Annotated in this window: 10 protein-coding genes; 6 read left to right on the forward strand and 4 right to left on the reverse strand. The window is 73.5% G+C overall.

What is annotated here, in order from left to right:
- Window positions 1-76: 76 nt before the first annotated feature.
- The 6 genes from ACYVJ4_RS01385 to ACYVJ4_RS01410 all read left to right on the forward strand — a co-directional run bounded on the left by ACYVJ4_RS01385 (window position 77) and on the right by ACYVJ4_RS01410 (window position 14,836).
- On the forward strand, window positions 77-5,401 hold the full coding sequence (locus tag ACYVJ4_RS01385; protein ID WP_460458314.1) for an IPT/TIG domain-containing protein: 5,325 nt from the start codon (window positions 77-79) through the stop codon (window positions 5,399-5,401).
- Window positions 5,398-6,717 carry a multicopper oxidase domain-containing protein gene (locus ACYVJ4_RS01390; protein ID WP_460458315.1) on the forward strand — a complete coding sequence of 440 codons (1,320 nt, stop codon included), beginning with the start codon at window positions 5,398-5,400 and terminating at the stop codon, window positions 6,715-6,717. Before ACYVJ4_RS01385 ends, ACYVJ4_RS01390 begins: the two co-directional genes overlap by 4 nt.
- Before the next feature lie 25 nt (window positions 6,718-6,742).
- Entirely contained in the window at window positions 6,743-8,038 is a 1,296-nt protein-coding gene (locus tag ACYVJ4_RS01395; protein ID WP_460458316.1) for a multicopper oxidase domain-containing protein, read from the forward strand.
- A 10-nt stretch (window positions 8,039-8,048) separates the two neighbouring features.
- Complete coding sequence (locus ACYVJ4_RS01400) at window positions 8,049-11,117, forward strand: multicopper oxidase domain-containing protein (RefSeq protein ID WP_460458317.1); 3,069 nt, start codon at window positions 8,049-8,051, stop codon at window positions 11,115-11,117.
- Between the two features lie 72 nt (window positions 11,118-11,189).
- A complete protein-coding gene (locus ACYVJ4_RS01405) occupies window positions 11,190-11,675 on the forward strand; it encodes a hypothetical protein (RefSeq protein WP_460458318.1) in 486 nt (161 codons plus the stop codon).
- Window positions 11,675-14,836 carry a copper resistance protein CopC gene (locus tag ACYVJ4_RS01410; RefSeq protein WP_460458319.1) on the forward strand — a complete coding sequence of 1,054 codons (3,162 nt, stop codon included), beginning with the start codon at window positions 11,675-11,677 and terminating at the stop codon, window positions 14,834-14,836. Before ACYVJ4_RS01405 ends, ACYVJ4_RS01410 begins: the two co-directional genes overlap by 1 nt.
- Here the strand turns inward: ACYVJ4_RS01410 and ACYVJ4_RS01415 are convergent.
- The 4 genes from ACYVJ4_RS01415 to ACYVJ4_RS01430 are packed head-to-tail and all read right to left on the reverse strand — an operon-like array spanning window position 14,833 to window position 17,814.
- On the reverse strand, window positions 14,833-15,051 hold the full coding sequence (locus ACYVJ4_RS01415) for a ferredoxin (RefSeq protein WP_460458320.1): 219 nt from the start codon (window positions 15,049-15,051) through the stop codon (window positions 14,833-14,835). The two genes, ACYVJ4_RS01410 and ACYVJ4_RS01415, sit on opposite strands and share 4 nt — an antisense overlap.
- Window positions 15,048-16,301 carry an NADH-ubiquinone oxidoreductase-F iron-sulfur binding region domain-containing protein gene (locus ACYVJ4_RS01420; protein ID WP_460458321.1) on the reverse strand — a complete coding sequence of 418 codons (1,254 nt, stop codon included), beginning with the start codon at window positions 16,299-16,301 and terminating at the stop codon, window positions 15,048-15,050. The genes ACYVJ4_RS01415 and ACYVJ4_RS01420 overlap by 4 nt, the downstream gene beginning before the upstream one ends.
- Window positions 16,298-16,867 (reverse strand): ferric reductase, encoded by a 570-nt coding sequence (locus ACYVJ4_RS01425; protein WP_460458322.1) that lies wholly within the window; start codon window positions 16,865-16,867, stop codon window positions 16,298-16,300. Before ACYVJ4_RS01425 ends, ACYVJ4_RS01420 begins: the two co-directional genes overlap by 4 nt.
- The gene (locus tag ACYVJ4_RS01430) at window positions 16,864-17,814 is read right to left on the reverse strand and encodes an FAD:protein FMN transferase (RefSeq protein WP_460458323.1); all 951 of its coding nucleotides are present in this window, start codon (window positions 17,812-17,814) and stop codon (window positions 16,864-16,866) included. Before ACYVJ4_RS01430 ends, ACYVJ4_RS01425 begins: the two co-directional genes overlap by 4 nt.

Raw genomic sequence — 17,814 nt, forward strand, 5'->3', positions numbered from 1 at the left:
TCGGGCCGTCCTTCGCGCCGCGACGCGCCGCCCGGGGCGTGACGCTCTGCGACAGGGCTCACAGCTGGAGGTCGTCATGGGTGTTGCAGTTCTGCGAGTGCGGGTGCTCGTCGTCGTGGCCGCGGTGCTCGCGGTCGTGGCAGCGCAGCTGACGCTTCCTCGACTGGTGCAGCAGGCCCGCGCGGCCGATCCGGGAGCGCCGGGCAGCATCACGCTGCACGTGCAGAGCGCCCGCTCGGTCAACAGCGGGCCCGGCTTCGTGCACGCCGGGGACGCGATCGGCGAGTACCACTGGATGGTCAACGCCGATCCCACCGGCAACCCGAAGGACGCGCCCGAGCACTGCCTGCCAGGCCTGGCCTCGGACCCTGACTGGGCCGACACCTGCGACTGGCCGTCGCTGCGCACGACGGCGGGCGTCGCGCCCGTGGTCGCGCAGGGCGACCAGGCGACCCTGGACGACGGCACGGCCCTGACCGGCCTGCCGGTCGGCAAGTACCTGATCTCGGTGACCGCCGACGGCTTCAAGATCGACGGCGCGCACTTCACCGTCGCCGCCGGCTCGTCCCAGCGGGTGCTGGTCGAGATGCAGCCGTCGCCGATGCCGCTGCAGACCATCCGGCTGCAGGTCTTCAACGACATGGCGCCGGTCGACGGCACGTACGAGGTCGACGCCGAGCAGGGGCTGAGCGGCTTCACCGCCAACCTCACCGACGTCCTCGGACCGGTCAGCACCGACTACTACGGCAACCCGCTCTGCACGATCTACCGCCACGTCGGGGGCGTGCAGGGCAACCCGATCGTGTTCGACAGCAACGACAAGCCGGTGGTGGACACGGCCCGGTCGACCGGCATCTGCCGCAGCAACTCGTCCGGCCAGATCATCATCCCGAACCTCGGCCCGGACCGGTACGCGGCGACGGTCTCGCCTCCGGTGCTGACCGGTGGCCAGCGCTGGGTGCAGACGACGACCCTCGAGGGCGGTCACGACCACGACATCTGGCAGCAGGAGGGCGAGACCGGCTTCGACACCGAGCAGACCAAGGGCGCCGAGCTCGTGCCGTACGTGCACTTCGGGTTCGTGCGGACCCGTGCGCTGACCCGCACCACCCCGACCGGCGAGATCAAGGGCGTGGCCGTGGCCGGCCTGCCCTACGTCGGTGGTCAGAACGGCCAGGTCGTTCCCGAGACCGGCTTCGCCGGGGCCAAGGTCGGCGGGCCGATCAAGAGCCCGTGGATCGCGCTGTCGGACCTGGACGCCGGTGACGCCGCCGTCTACGTCGGGCGCGGCAACGCGGACGGCAGCTTCGACATCCAGCACGTGCCGGACGGCACGTACTCCCTGACCGTCTGGGACGACGACCAGGACTACATCCTGTGGTCGTTCCAGGTCGAGGTCCACGACGGCGAGATGGTCGACGTCGGCAACAAGATGCTCGTCGGCTGGTTCACGCACATCCACGGCACCGTCTTCGTCGACGACAACGGCAACGGCAAGCGCGACAACGGTGAAGGCGCGGTGCCCGGTTTCGCGCTGACCCTGCGCGAGCGCGACAACTCCCTGATGGACCAGTACACGAACACCGTCGTCACCGACGACGCCGGCGTGTACGACATCCGTGAGGCGTACCCGCTGAGCCGGTGGCTGGTACTGGAGGGATTCAACACCCGGTACCAGAGCACCGGCATCACCTACCAGGCGGAGAACGACCCCAAGCCGACGACGCTGCTCGGCAGCGCGGTCGACATCAACGTGCTCGACGTCATCGGGCTCGGCGGTCGGGTCGACTGGGGCGTGCAGCCCTACGACAACGGGACCAACGGCGGCATCGTCGGCACCGTCACGTACGACACGACCCGCAACGAGCTCGACCCGGCCGACGCGGCCACCGAGTCCTACCAGCCGGGCGTCTCCGGGATCCCGGTGCACCTGTACGTGCCGGTGCCGTGCGAGGAGTCGACGCCGGCCGACCTCTGCCGCCAGGGCTACCAGATCGACGGGACGACCGGTGCGCTCCTGAAGGGTCCGGAGATCCAGGACGCCTACACGTCCGAGACCTGGCAGCCGCCGCGCGGCTGCACCGCCCGGATGTACAACGGGCAGCCGCTCACCGGGCAGCAGGCGTTGCCGGAGTTCGGCGCCGCCGCGAACCGCAAGTGCGTCGAGTCGCCGATGATGGGGTTCCAGACCGGCGCCATGGAGAACGGCCCCGACGGCTTCAGCCAGGAGGTCAACGGCAACTACGGGTTCGGCACCTCCAAGTTGAACCTCTACCCGCCGGGCAACCCGAACAACCCCGCTCCTGACCTGAGCCTGCCGCTGTACGCGGACCTGGCTGCGGCCGGCTACGACGAGCAGCCGCTGCGGGCGACCGACTACATCGTCTCGGTCGAGATGCCGCAGAACCCGGTGGGCGGCGGCGACATGTACCAGGTGACGCGCGAGGAGGACGTCAACGTCTTCGACGGCGACGGGTACCTGCCGCAGGAGAACTACCCGCCGACGGTGGCGCAGGCGAACGACGTCCCCGGGCCGCCCCCGGCCGACCCGACCCCGCCGTCGCAGGACCCGTCCCAGACCGGTGGCATCGTCTCCGACTGCGTCGGTGACCTGCACCAGGTCCACGTCACCAACCAGAACTTCATCGACGGCGGCGGCAGCCCGTTCGAGGGCCAGATGCGCCCGTCGTGCGCCGACAAGCTCGTCACGGTGCGCAGCAACCAGGCGACCGCGCCGAACTTCAACCTCTTCACCCCCGTGCCCCTGCCGACCTACTTCTGGGGCCTGACGATCAACGACCTCGGGCTCTCGCTCGACCGGCGCAGCATCAACTACGGCGAGGCGCAGGGTCTGCCGGACGTGCCGATGGGTCTGTACGACTGGACCGGGCGGCTGATGGACACCGTGCACACCGACTTCAACGGCATGTACGAGGCGCTCGAGCCCTCGACGTCGACGTACAACTGCCCGTTGCCGGCCGGTCCCTGCCCGGGCATGTACCGCTTCGTGGGGAACGACCCCGGCACGCCGGACCACCCCAACGCGGACTACAACCCGCGGTTCCGCACCATCGCGACCAACTTCCAGGCCTGGCCGGGGCTCTACACGGTGACCGACACCGCCCCCACCCAGGTGGCCACGACGGCGCTGTCGCCCGGCTCGACCCAGGCCAACGCCACCATGTGCGACCTCGACGCGGCACAGCCGCAGCCGCTGGCGGTCGACAAGCCGTACCTGCGCAAGAACGGTGCCAACCAGACGCTGACCGTCACCGGCAGCGGGTTCGGAGCGACGAAGGGAACCGGTCAGGTGACCCTCGGCAGCACGGTGCTCACCACCACGACCTGGAACGACAAGCAGATCGTGGCGACCGTGCCCAGCTCGATCGCGTCGGGGCCGCAGACCCTGGCGATCCGCGCGGGCAACGGCCAGCGCAGCGTCAACGGGCTGACCGTGCAGGTGCTCGACCCGACGAACAACGCCACGCTCGGCCTCACGCCGACCAACCCCCGGTTGGCCGAGGTCGGTCCGGGCAAGCCCTACGCGACGGTCCAGGCCGCGCTCGAGGCCGCCAACCCGACGACCTCGCGCCGCTACTGGCTGGTGGTCGTCTGGCCGAACGCCCGGACGACGGCGAACCCGCAGGGTGAGTACACCGAGAACGTCATCGTCCACCACCAGGTGCGGATCCAGGGGGTCGGGCCGGGCGGCTTCGACTCGGCGGGCACCTTCGTGCCGGGCTCGATCATCGACGGCTCCGGCTTCAACCCGGACAACCCCAGCGGCACCGACTGGATCGCGCTGCTCAGCGGGCTGACCTACAGCGGGCCGGCCGCGGTGCCGGACGCCGCGGTGGTGACCGTGCTCAACGACCCGACCAAGGTGGGCGTCGTGCCGGTCAGCTACTACCCGGCGATCGACGGCTTCACGATCCGTGGGGGCGCGCAGAGCGACTTCCCGACGAGCATCAACGAGGTCAACGGCGGCATCAAGACGCCGTACGGCGCCAACGGTGCGCTCGTCACCCAGGGCGGCGGCGTGTTCGTCCACTCCGGGGTTGTGAACCTGCGGGTGACCGACAACGTCATCCGGGGCAACGGCGGGTCGTACGGGGGCGGCGTGCGCGTCGGCACCCCCTACGCCGGGAACCTGCGCAACTACGGGTTCGTGCTCTCCCGCAACCAGATCCGTGACAACGGCGGGACCAACCTCGCCGGCGGCATCGGCATCTTCGACGGCAGCGACGGCTACCAGGTGGACGGCAACGCCATCTGCGGCAACTTCTCCGCCGAGTACGGCGGCGCCATGACCGCCTACGGCTACCAGAGCCGCTCGACCCTCCTCGAGCGCCTGCTCGTCGGCAACTCCGTCGGCGGCCGCATCACCAACAACCGGGTGTGGTTCAACCAGTCCTACGACGAGGGCGGCGGGATCATGCTCGCCGGCGAGCTGCCGGAGCTGCCCACCCAGCTGTCGGAGGGCACCGGGCCGGTCACCATCGACGCCAACCAGATCCAGACCAACCTGGCGAACGACGACGGCGGCGGCATCCGGCTGCTGCAGGTGAGCGGCTCGCACATCTCGCGGACCAACCCCGAGACGATCACCATCTCGAACAACACCATCGCCAACAACGTCTCGACCCACGAGGGCGGCGGTATCGCCCTGGACGACGCGGCGTTCGTGAACGTGGTCGGCAACACCGTGGCGCGCAACCTCACCACGGCGACCGCGGTCACGAGCAACGGGACGGCCGACCCGGCCGGCCTGTCGACGGCGACCAACAGCGATCTGCTGCAGTCCCGGCTGCGGAACACCTCGCTGTTCCCGGGCTCGGCGACCCTCGGCGCGACGACCTTCAGCAAGCCCACGCTGCTGGACGACGTGTTCTGGGACAACCGGTCCGGCAGCTTCAGCGGAGGCTACGTCTACGGGATCGGCGGCAAGCTGCCGGACGGCAGCGACAACACCACCGACAACTGGGACATGGGCGTCGCCGACGACCCGTCCGCGGTGCTCACCCCGGTCAGCTCCGTCGTCCAGACGACGACGAACGTCGACCCGGGCACCACGACCACGGTCACCGACACCCCCGGGCTGAAGTCGCCGTTCGACGTGACGGTCGACGTCCTGGCCTCGCGCAGCTACCCGGCGTTCCGCCAGGCGGCGATCGTGGCCGAGATCCTGCCGCCGAACCTGCTGGGTGACTACCACCTCGCCGGGACGTCGTCGGCGGCCTACGGGCGCGGCTCGGCCAGCACCTCGGTGCGCTGGGGTCCCGGCTCCTCGGGCTGGGTCTACACCGTCGCCGCTCCCACCCGCGACATCGACGGCGACGCCCGTCCGTCGCCCGCCCCGGCCCGGCGGTACGACGCCGGCTCCGACCAGCTCCTGCCATGACCAGCACCGACCACGGGGAGAACACCGTGAACGACACGACGCCTCGCACCGGCCTCACCCGACGCTCCCTGCTCACCGGCGGGGCGGGCCTGGTGGCGGCCGTGGCCGGGAGCCGCCTGATCGGCGGCCAGGTCGCCAACGCCTCCGCCCGCACGGCGGTCGCGGCTGCGGTCACCCACCCGCGCAAGGACATGCACCTGGTGGGCACCGACGGGTGGGTCTCGATGCCGGGAGCATCACCCGAGGACCTGCCCTTCTTCCCCGACTCCTACGCGCCCAGCCCGTTCGACACCTACGTGTTCGGGTTCCGCGATGTCACCGGGCTCACCGCCCAGCAGGTCGCCGCCCAGCGCGGCAAGGCGCAGATCAGCGCGCCGATGCTGTCCTTCGACGAGGAGGACGACATCTACCTCACGCTGACCAACCTCGGGCTGGTGCAGCGGCCGGACCTGTTCGACGGGCACACCTTGCACTGGCACGGGTTCGTCAACGCGATCCCGCTCTTCGACGGCGTTCCCGAGCTCTCGCTCGCCGTGCCGATCGGCCGCGACCTGACCTACTTCTACCGCCCGCACGACGCCGGCACGTACATGTACCACTGCCACTTCGAGGACGTGGAGCACGTGCAGATGGGCATGACCGGCATGGTCTTCGTGCGGCCCAAGCAGAACAAGACGCCCCTGCACGCCGGCGAGCGCTACGCCTACAACGACGGCGACGGCAGCACGGCCTACGACCGCGAGTTCGCGTTCATGATCACCGAGCTGTGGTCGGCAGCGCACTTCCGCGACGCCCACATCCAGGTGAACGACTGGACCGACTACGACCCGAGCTTCTGGCTCCTGAACGGGCGCGCGTACCCGGACACGTTGGCGGGCAACGGCTCTCGCGGGGCGGGAGGGACCATGGTGCCGCCGGCCGGCGACGCGGCGGGACGCCTGCAGTACCAGCCGATCTCCTCGCTCGTGCAGTGCAACAGCGGTGACCGCGTGCTGCTGCGGCTCTCGAGCCTGGGGTACCAGAACCACTCGATGACGGTCGACGACATCGACCTGACCGTCGTGGCGAAGGACGCCAGCCTGCTGCGCGGCCGGGACGGCACGACGAACTACATCACCACCAACAGCGTGGACGTCGGCCCGGGCGAGAGCCGGGACGTCATCTTCGTGGCGCCCGAGCCGGGCGAGTACCTGCTCTACGACCGCAAGTACTCGTACCTGCAGAACGGTGGCGGCCCGGGCTACGGCGGCATGCTCACCAAGATCGTCGTCCGCCCGGCGGGCACCCTGCCGCGCCAGACCAACCCCAACACGTGACCGCGGCCGGACGGAGGAGAACACGATGAGGACCACATCCCGCGCCCGGTTGCGGCTCGTGCTGACGGGGCTGCTGGCCACCGTGATGGCGAGCACCGCGCTGATCACGCTGCCCGGCGCCCAGGCCGCGACGTCCGAAGGGCTCGCGTGCGACACCGAGACCAACAACACCTTCTCGCTCACCGCGAGCGGCGGCTACGTCTCGACGCCGGACGGCAACTCGATCTACATGTGGAGCTACGGCAACAGCAAGCGCGGCTTCCAGCTGCCCGGCCCGACGCTGTGCGTCACCGCGGGCGAGGCCGTGACCGTCGTCCTGCACAACTCGTTGCCGGAGGCGACGTCGATCATCTTCCCCGGGCAGACCGGGGTGAGGGCGAACGGCAACCCGGCGCAGCCGCAGCTGGACGGCGGCGGCTCGCTGACCTCGATGGTGCAGGCGGCCTCGGCCCTCGGCGGCTCGGTGACGTACACCTTCACCGCCGGCAGCCCCGGCACCTACCTGTACAAGAGCGGCACGGACGTCGACAAGCAGGTGCAGATGGGCCTGTACGGCGCGCTCGTGGTGCGCCCCGCGGGCCACAGCAGCTGGCTCAACGACCGGTCGGACTCCGCGTTCAACCCGGCCAAGGACTACGTGTACCTGCTGTCCGAGATCGCTCCCGACGTGCACCTCGCAGTCGAGCGCGACCAGGCGGTGGACCCCTCGGCCTACAAGGCGCGGTACTTCATGATCAACGGTCGCAGCATGCCGGACACGTTGGCGCCCAACGGGGCCAGCTGGTTGCCGACGCAGCCGTACGGCGCGCTGGTGCACATCAAGCCGTACGACGCGGCGACCAACCCGCTGCCGGCCGCGATCCGCTACCTCAACGCCGGCTCGGTCAACTACCCGTTCCACCCCCACGGCAGCGACGAGCGCGTCGTGAACCGTGACGGCCACGCCTTGGAGGGGCCGGCCCACCAGGACCTGTCGTTCCTCAAGTACGACCTGGACGTCGCCCCCGGGCAGTCGCTGGACGTGCTGATGGACTGGCGCGACGTCGAGCAGTGGGACGTCGCCACCAACCCGCTGCCGACCACCCTGCCGGTCATCACCGACCAGGACCTCGTCGGCCCGGACACGTGGTTCAGCGAGAGCGGGTACCTCGGCCAGAAGGGCGACCTGCCGACGAACATCACGTCCAACAACGAGTGCGGCGAGTACTACCACATCGCCCACAGCCACGCGCTCGAGCAGGCAACCAACTACGGCGCAGCGTTCGGCGGCATGATGACGGTCTTCCGCATCGACCCGCCCGCCGGCTGCCCGGCGAACTGAGGGACGAGCGATGACCACTCACCCTGACCTGACCACGGGCCGTCGTCGCGCCGGCCGGCTCCTGCCGGCGGCCGTCGTCACCGGGCTGGTGCTCCTCGGCCTGCCGACCACCGCGGCGCACGCCGCCCCGCGCACCCAGGTGCGCGCGGCGGGTGCCGCGGTGTCGGCGGCCGCCCCCGTGGGCCGGCTGAGCCCGCGCGGGTGCACGGTGTCCGGCGCGACGGCCACCTGCGACCTGTACGCCTCCACCGGCACGACGACGTTCCTCGGTCGGACCCTGCCCATCTGGGGCTTCTCGACCGACAGCGCCGCCGCGCCCACGGCTCCCGGGCCCCTGCTCGTCGTCCCCCAGGGCGTCACGGTCTCCGTGACGCTGCACAACGGCATCGCCGGCCAGCAGCTGTCGCTCGCCTTCCCGGGGCAGCGCCACGCGGCGGTCGGCTCTGCCGTGGGCGACGACCTGACGGGGATCGCCTCGGGCGGGACGCGCACGTACTCGTTCGTGGCCAGCCGTCCCGGCACCTTCGTGTACGAGGCCGGGCACACCGGCAACGGCACGCGCCAGGTCGCCATGGGCCTGGCGGGCGCGCTCGTCGTCCTGCCGTCCGACGGCACGGCGTACGGAGCCGTGAGCGGCATGCCGGACACCTCCTACCAGGACGAGGCCGTCCTCGCGCTCAGCGAGATCGACCCGCGGCTCAACGCCGACCCGACCGGCTTCGACATGCGCGACTTCGCGCCGCGCTACCGGTTGATCAACGGCAAGCCGTTCCCCGAGACCGACCCGGTGGCCACCGACCAGGGACGGCGGGTGCTGCTGCGGTACGTGAACCTCGGCTCGCAGAGCCACGCCATGTCCCTGCTGGGCGGCAGCCAGCTGCAGGTCGCGGACGACGGGCACCCGAAGAAGTACGCCGAGACCGCGGTGACGCAGAACGTCGTCCCCGGCCAGACCGTCGACACCCTGCTGACGACCCCCTCGGGGCCGGAGTCGAAGCTGACGGTCTTCGAGGCCGCGAGCCGGCTCGACAACGACGGCCAGCGCATGGCCGACCCGAAGCTCATCGCGTTCGGCGGCATGATGACCTTCGTCGACACCGCCGCGCCGGCACCCAGCTCCGACCTCGTCGGTCCGGTGTCGAGCAAGATCTCGTTGTCGCCCAACCCCTCCAACGGCCTCGCGCCGGTCACCGTCACGGCTGACCTGAGCGACGCGACCACCGGTGGGTCGAACGTCGCCCAGGCCGAGCTCGTCGTCGACGACGCCGTGCTCACGGCTCCCGGCTTCGGCACCGCCATGAGCGGCGCGTTCGGCACGGTGACCGTCACCGGGGCGACGGGCACGATCTCGGTCGCGGCGCTCGACGCGCTGGCGGCCGGCAAGCACCAGGTGTTCGTCCGGGCGCAGGACTCCGCCGGCAACTGGGGCGTCGTCGGCTCGGCGATCCTGAACCTGCCCAAGACCGGGCCGCAGACCACGGGTGGTTCCGCGGCCGACGTCCCCGCCAACGGGACTCAGGACGTCGTCATCAGCGCCACCGGCGACGACCGGGCGACCGGAGGCACCATCACGGCGGCCGAGTACTTCGTCGACACCGTGGGCGCCGACGGCTCCGGCACGGCCATGGCCCGCAACCGCACGGCCAGCGTGGTCTCCGAGACCGCCACCATCGCGGCGGCCGACGTCCTCGCTCTCGGGGACGGCGTGCACCACGTGTTCGTCCACAGCAAGAACTCGTTGGGGCTGTGGGGTCCGCCGCTCTCGATCGACCTCACGGTCGACCTGGCCGGTCCGACGGTGGACGCCGCGAGCGTCGGCCCGAACCCGACCAACGCCGTCCTGAGCGACAAGGGCAACCCCGGGTACCTGCTGGTGTCGGCGCAGATCACCGACCCCGTGGGTGACGGCGCGACGAGCGTCGCCGGCACGGTCGCCGACGCCGAGGCCTTCCTCGACCCGACCGGCGTGCCGGCCGGAGGTACCGGCCTGCAGCTGGTTGCGGTCGACGGGTCGATGGGCTCGACCACGGAGGCGGTCTACGGGTTGATCCCGCTGTCGCAGGTCAAGGCGCTGAGCAACGGGATGCACCACGTGGCGGTCCGCGGCCAGGACGGCGCGGGCACGTGGGGCGACATGTTCACCGTCGACCTGCTGGTCGACAAGACCGCACCGGTGCTGGGCACGCTCACCGCGTCGCCCAACCCGACCAACGGCGCCGTCTCGACGACGCTCTCCGCCCCGCTGACCGAGGCCAACACCATCGCCCGCGCCGAGTTCTGGGTCGGCACCACCGATCCGGGGGCCGGCAAGGCGACCACGGTTCCGGTCAGCGTCGCCTCGGGCACGGCCAACGCGGTCATCCCGTTGACGACGGTGCCGCGCGGCGTCCAGCAGTTCAACCTGCGGGTCATGGACGGCGCCGGGAACTGGAGCAACAAGGTCGCGGTGCAGGTCAACGTCATCCCGCCGAACGGCATCTTCTCCGACGGGTTCGACAACGGGACGACGTGGGCCTGGTCGTCGCGGACGGGCAACGTGTCGATGACACCCGCGGCCGGCATCCCGCCGACCGTCGGCAACCAGGGGCTGCAGGTGGCGATCACCAGCACCTCGCGCCCGGCCAGCTACGTCCAGGACAGCACCCCGACGGCGGAGCCGACCTACCACGCGCAGTTCTCGTTCAACCGCAACACGTTCACCACGAACACGACGTCGGCGGTGACGGTCTTCCAGACCCTCACCAGCGCCAACGGCACCGTGTTCTCGGTGCAGCTGCGGAACAACGGCGGGACGCGACAGCTGCGCACCGTGTTGAGCCGCTCCACCCAGGCGGCCCTGACCGGCGGCTGGGTCGACCTCGCCAGCGGCGCACGCACCGTGCGGGTCGACTGGACGGCGGCGACGGCCGGCAGCCTGCGGCTGCTGGTCGACGGGGTCACCGTCCAGACCCAGAACGGCAACACCTCGTCGCTGCGCATCGAGACCGCACGACTGGGCGCTGTGGCAGGGCTCAACACGTCGACGACGGGGACGATGTACTTCGACTCCTTCGTGTCGACGCGCAACACCATTCCGTGATCGAGGTGGGGACCCGTGGCCGCGCGCACCGCGCGGCCACGGGTCCCCCGGGGTAGGGGAAAGGGGCGCACCATGTCGAAGCTCTCCGCCGCGCGTGCGCGGCTCGCGGCCTGGTCCGCGGTGCAGTGGGCGGTCGCGGTGCTGCTGGTGGCCGTGGTGGCCAGCGGTGGTCTCGTCGTCCGCAACGTCGTCGCCCGGGCGGCCGAGCCGCCCGGCGGCAAGGTGCCGCAGAGCGCGGCCATGGAGGCGGCGCTGGGCATCCGCGTCTCGCGGGTGGCCGTCGTCGGCGACGGGGGCCTCGTCGAGGTGTCGTACGTGGCGCTCGACCCCGAGAAGGCCACCAAGTTCCAGTACGACAAGGACCACCCGCCGCGGCTGAGCAGCGAGGTCCGGGACGGCGGCACCAGCCGCATCTCCGTGATGCGGCAGGGGCACAACATGCGCGCCGGCCAGACGTACTACTTCGTCTACCAGAACACCGGTGGTGCGATCCGGCCCGACGAGCGGATCACGTTCTCGTACGGGGGTTACCGGCTCGAGCACGTGCCGGTGCTGTGATGTCCGTCCGCCGCGCCGGCGGCCTGCTCGCCACGGCGGCGCTGACCCTGCTCGCGGTGCTCGGGCCCGCGCAGCAGGCGCAGGCGCACGCCTTCCTCACCGCGAGCAACCCCTCTGACGGGCAGACGGTGCATCAGGCGCCCACCGCGCTCCAGCTGGACTTCAGCGAGCTCGTCGTCGTCGGGTCGACGACCGTCGACGTCGTGGACGGCGGCGGGCACCACCTGCCGGTCGGCACGGTGCGGATCGCCCGTGACGCGGCGGACGGCTCGTCCTCACCGGCCGACGAGCCGGTCGACACCGAGGACCCGGTGCGACTGGTCGCCGATCTGCCGGCGCTGCCGCAGGGCACGTACCGCGTGCACTGGCGCACGCTGTCGGCGGATGACCTGCACCGCACCGAGGGGGTCCTCACCTTCGGCGTCGGCGTCGCCGTGAGCGGCACCGGCACGGTCGACGAGGCCCCGGACCTGCTCGAGGCCGCCGGGCGCTGGGTGCTGTGGGGGGCGACCGCCGCCGTGCTCGGCGCGCTCGTCGTCAGCCTTCTCGCCGGGACCTCGCTGGTCGGGCCGCGGCGCCGCCGGCTCGAGCAGCTGGCCCGGGCCGGGTCGGCCGCCGCCCTGGTGGCCGCCGTGCTGCTGCCGGTCGCGCAGCTCGGTTCACCGCGCGACGCCTGGGTCGCGGCCCAGGTGACCGAGATCGGGCTGGGATGGGGCGCCCGGGTGGCGGCGGCCGTGGTGCTGCTGGCGCTCGCGCCGTCCGTGGTCGGCCGGCGTCCCGAGCGGCGCGTCGCACCCTGGCACCTCGGGCTCGTCGGCCTGGCGCTGCTCGCCGTCCCGACCACGACCGCCCTGCGCGGCCACCTGGCGTCCACCGGCACGCCGGTGCTCGTCGTGGCGGACGTCGTCCACGCCACCTCGGCCGCCCTGTGGGCCGGAGCGGTCGTGGCGCTGGCGGTCGTGCACGTACGGGGTGCGGGACGACGTCCGGTCGTGCCGGCGCGCGGGTTCGCCCTGGTCGCGGCCACGGCCGCGGTGCTGGCGGTCGCCAGCGGACTGGTGCTCGCCGGCCACGGCGTGGCCACCACCACGGCGCTGTGGCGCTCGGAGTACGGCCGCTTCGTCCTGGTCAAGGGCGCGCTCCTCGTCGCCGCGCTGGTGCTCGCGCTGGTCAACCACCGCCGTGGTCGTCGAGCCGGGGGTGCCGTCGGGGCGAACGGACGCCGCGCCGTGGCCGTCGAGGGCGGGGTGCTGGTCGCGCTGCTCGTGGCCGCCGGGGTGCTCGCCGCGACGGCCCCGGCCAACTCCCCGCAGTGGACGCCGGGCACCCGGCCGAGCAAGCTCGTCTCGCTGCAGGCCGACGACCTCCAGCTGCAGGTAGCCCTGACGCCCAACCGGCCGGGTGAGTCCTTCGTCAGCGTCGGCGTGCTGCAGACGCGCCGCCCGGTGCCGGCCGCGGTGCGCGCCGTGCACGTCGAGCTGCGGGACGGCGCCGAGGCCGGCCCGTCCGGCGACGCCGTGCGCCAGCCCGACGGCTCGTGGACCCTGCCCGTGCAGCTCACCGCGCAGCGCCGCTGGACCGTCGCGGTGGCGGCCGAACGTCCCGGGCTCCCGGTGGTGCGGGCCGAGCTGCCCTGGACGGTCGGCGGTGGGGTGCACGGGCCGCCCGGCACGCGCCTGGCGCGGCTGACCACCCCCGCGGCGCTGCTCGTCGCCGCTGCCGGGCTGCTGCTCTGCTGGCGGTTGCTGCGCGAGCTGCGTGGTCGACGTCCGCGGGTGCCTCGCGTGCCGCGGTCGCGTCGGCGTCCCGCGCGCCCCGTCGAGGCGCCGGTGCTGCCCCGACAGCCCGAGCGGCAGCGGGTGGGCAGCCGGACGTCGTCCGTCGCCGTCGTGGTGCTGCTGGCCGGGTCGTGGGTGCCGGGGTCGCCCGTGCCGCACGCGCGGCTGGCCCAGATCCCTTCCGCCGCAGCGGTTCTGGGGGCGAGCCCGATGGCGCCCGCAGGGGCAGCCGCCGCCGTCGTCTCCCGCCAGCTGGGTCCGGTGCCGGCCGCCGACCCGCCGCCGCCCGTGGCGACCGGACCGTTGCCCGCCTCGCTGACGCAGGTGGGCTGGGCCGGCGGGGCGACGCCTCCTTCGGGGAGCGGCGTGGGTCCGACATCCCCCCGTCTCGCCGGGCTGCAGCGACTGGACGTCGGCGGCCTGCGCCTGCCCGCCGCCCTGCTGGCGGCGTACCGAGCTGCGGCGGCCGCCGCCCCGGCCGGGTGCCACCTGCCGGTGAGCCTGCTCGCCGGCATCGGCCAGGTCGAGTCCGGCTCGCTGGCCGGCCGGTCGCTGGACGCGGCCCACCGCGCGGTCCCGCCCGTCCTCGGACCCGTCCTCGACGGGTCGCGGACGGCCGCGGTCCGCGACAGCGACGGCGGTCGGCTGGATGGTGACGTCCGCTGGGACCGCGCGGTGGGCCCGATGCAGTTCATCCCCGGCACCTGGGCGCGGTACGGGCAGGACGCCGACCACGACGGCGTCGCCGACCCGCAGGACGTCGACGACGCCGCAGCAGCGGCTGCCACCTACCTCTGCGCCGGCGGCCGCGACCTCGCCACGGCCGCGGGCCTGCGCGCGGCCGTGCTCTCGTACAACCACTCCGACGCCTACCTGGCCGTGGTGCTCGCCTGGCAGCAGCGGTTCGCGGTCGACGGCGTCCGGACGACGACCGCACCGTCCGTGCCCCCGGCTCCGCAGGTCACGACCCCCGCCACCACCCGGCCTCGGCCGGTCCCGGCCCCCTCACCGACCACCGCCCGCACGACGCCGGCTCCGCCACCCAGCACCCCGCCGAGCCCGCCGACCACCCCGGCGACGACCACGCCGACGACCCCGCCGCTGCGGCCGGAGGTCCCGTCCTGCGCGCCCCTCGGCGCGGACCCGCTCGGCGCCCTGCCGGCGCCGACGCCCGCCCCGACCCCGACCCCGACACCGGCTCTGCCCACCGCTGTGCCCACCCCCAGCTCGACGTCCGAGACCGGCGCCACGACCACCCCCACCCCCGTGGTCCCGTCGGACGTCGCCGTCAGCTGCGTCCCCCCGCAGCCGACGGACCTGCCGGTCCCCCCGGGGCCTGCCCCCGCCCCGGGGGGACCGGTAGCCCCTGCGCCGACCCTCTAGCGCCGTTCCAGCCGCAGCGCGATGGTCGGGCAGGCGCTGACCGCCTGGCGCGCCAGGTCGGCCAGCTCGGGCGGCACCTCGCCCGGTCCCTCGCGGCCCACCAGGGGGTAGCCCCACTCGTCGAGCGCCACGACCTCGGGGAGCAGCTCGTGGCACAGGCCGTGCGCCTCGCACCGCGGCCAGTCGACCCGCAGCCGCACCGTCGCCCCGCTCACCGGTCGACCCGGTCCCACGCGCAGCCGCCCCGCTCGTGCGCGCCCAGCTCGGGGCCGAACCGCTGCACCAGCGAGCGCACCAGGCGGGCGGTCCCGTCGGGGTGGGCGCAGGCCCCGCGCCCCTCGACCAGCCCGGCGAGCTCCAGCACCCGGTCGAGGGCGCCCGACCCGACGGCCACCCGGTCGAGCGCGGCCGACAGCTCGGGCAGCCCGAACCGGCAGGGACCGCACCGGCCGGCCGTCTCGCCGGCCAGGTAGCGCACGACCCGCGCGGTCCGCAGCACCGGGCAGGTGCCGGCCTCGAGGGGCAGCACCACGCCCGCGCCCAGCGCCAGACCGGCCGCGGCGAGCGCCGACCGGTCGAGCCGGGCCTGCTGCACCTCGGCCCCGGTCAGCCACGTGCCGTGGTATCCGCCGAGGAGCACGGGCTGACCGGGCAGCCACCGGGTGGCCAGCGCCTCGACCAGCTGGCTGCCGCCGGGCAGCTCGACGACCTCTGGGGCCGGGCCGTCGCCGTCCACCGTCAGCAGCACGGTGCCGGGGGTGCCCGGGTGCCCGTGCGCGGCGTACCGGTGCGGGCCCAGGCGGCCGAGCGCCGCGACGTGCGCGAACGTCTCGGCGTTCGACAGCAGGGTGGGGCGACCCCGGTGGCCGGACACCGCCTCGGGCGCCCAGGCCGTCACGGGTCGGTTGTCGCGCCCGGCCAGCAGCTCGAGCACGGCCCGGGCCTGCCCCGCGACGAACCGGTCGTCGGCCTGGTGGATCTTCCACCGAAGCCGGTCGCCGTCCTTATGCCGCTCGACGATCGCGGTGCCGGCGGCCCGGGCCACCTCGGGCCGCGAGGCGGGGACCACGACGTGCACCTCGCGCGTGCCGAGGGCGCCGGCCGCGAGAGCGGCGCCGTCCAGCACCTGGTGCGGCGCGTGCGTCATCAGCACCGCGTCCTTGTGGCTCGCGGGCTCGCCCTCGGAAGCGTTGACGACCACGACCGGACGACGGCCGGCCGCCGTCCGCAGCTTGGTCGCGAACGGGAACCCGGCCCCGCCGCGACCCCGCACGGCGACCGTCTCGCAGGCCCGGGCGAGCGTCTCCAGGTCGAGCCCGGGCACCTCGCCGGCCCGCGCCCGGTGCGCCGCGAGCCCCGGGTCGGCCCCGACGTGCGCCAGCAGCAGCGGCCCGGGCCGCACGATGACCTGCGGCACCACGGCGGCTGCGGGCGCCGCCGGCTGGCGGGTCTGCAGCCGGGTCATCGCGGCACCGCCAGGGTCGGCTCGCTCGCGTCGTCGGCCGGCCGCTGCACGGTCACCAGCCGCAGCAGCGCCGCGAGCCCCACCGCCACCAGGCAGGTCGTCGTCACGGCCAGGCTCCACGGCTCGACCGCGTCGGTGCCGATGCCGAGGCCGTGCACGACGCCGAGCCCGAAGACCGCCCAGGTCGTCAGGTGCACGGCGCGCCAGACGCCGTGCCGCATCCGGTGGCGCAGCAACGAGGTGAGCGAGGCGGCCACGGTGAGGTCGAACGCCAGCGTGCCGAGCGCGAGCCAGAACGGCTGGTACGTCGCGCCGAACGGCACCAGGGCCTGCCACCACCGGATGTCCACGTACTCGTCGGCCACCGCCGAGCCGGCGTGCGCGAGCGTCAGCACGACCGAGAGCAGGCCGAGGTTGCGGTGCAGCCCCTGGGTGAGGAAGCGCGGCCACCAGCGCGAGCCGGCGCGCGTCGTCGCGAGCACCCCCAGCACGATGGACGCCGTCACGACGGCCAGCAGCACGACGCCGGTGCCGCGGTTGACGAACCAGAGCGTCGGACCGTTCACGGCAGCTCCTCGCGGTCGGTCCAGGCGGCCGTGCGGTGGACCGCCCCGTCCCGACCCACCAGCCGGGCGGCCACGTGCCGCTGCTCGAGCCAGCTCTCGGCGTCCGCACCGAGCACGACCGCCGCGGTCGACGCGGTGTTGGCGGCGGCGGCCGAGCGGCCGGCCGCCGTGGCCGTGCGCCAGCGGCCCTCGGTCGGCTCGCCGGTGCGCGGGTCGAGCAGGTGGTGGCGCTGCCGGCCGCCCCGCACCCAGCGCCGGGCCCGGGTGGTGGACGTCGCCAGGCCGCCCGCGCCGAGCAGCACCACCTCGACGTCCCCGGGCAGGGTGTCCAGGCCGTCCTCCGGGGCGACCTCGCTGACGGCGACGGGCCAGACCGTGCTGCCGGTCACCGCGACGTCGCCGCCCAGGCTCACGACGACGTCGACGTGGAGCGCGTCGGCGACGGTGGCGGCGACGAGGTCGGCGGCCCAGGCCTTGCCGGTCGCCCCCAGGTCCAGGGCGCAGCCGGCGGGCACGGTGATGGCGCCGTCCAGGTCGACCACGACGTCCGCCCAGCCGCCGGTGCGGGCCTGCGCCGGCAGCGCGACCGGGTCGGTCGCCGCGGCCGGCAGCAGGGCCAGGTCGCGGTCGTAGCCCACGGCCACCAGGGCGTGCCCCAGCGTCGGGTCCACCAGCCCGTCGGTCTCGCGCGCCGCCTCGAGCGCGACCGACACCGCGGCGGCCAGCAGCGGGCTCACGACGGTGCGTCGTCCGGCGTTGGCGTTGGCGCGCACCAGGTCGGCGTCCGCGCGGAACCGGCTGCACGCCCGGTCGACCTCGTCGAGCACCCGACGGGCCAGGCCCAGGGCCTCAGGCAGGGTGTCGGCCGGCTGGGTGGCGAGCCAGGCGTAGGTACCGAGCGCCCGCCAGGAGTGGCTGGTCGCCCCCGGGGCGGGGACGTCGAGCAC

It is taken from the genome of Angustibacter peucedani (genome assembly GCF_054779595.1).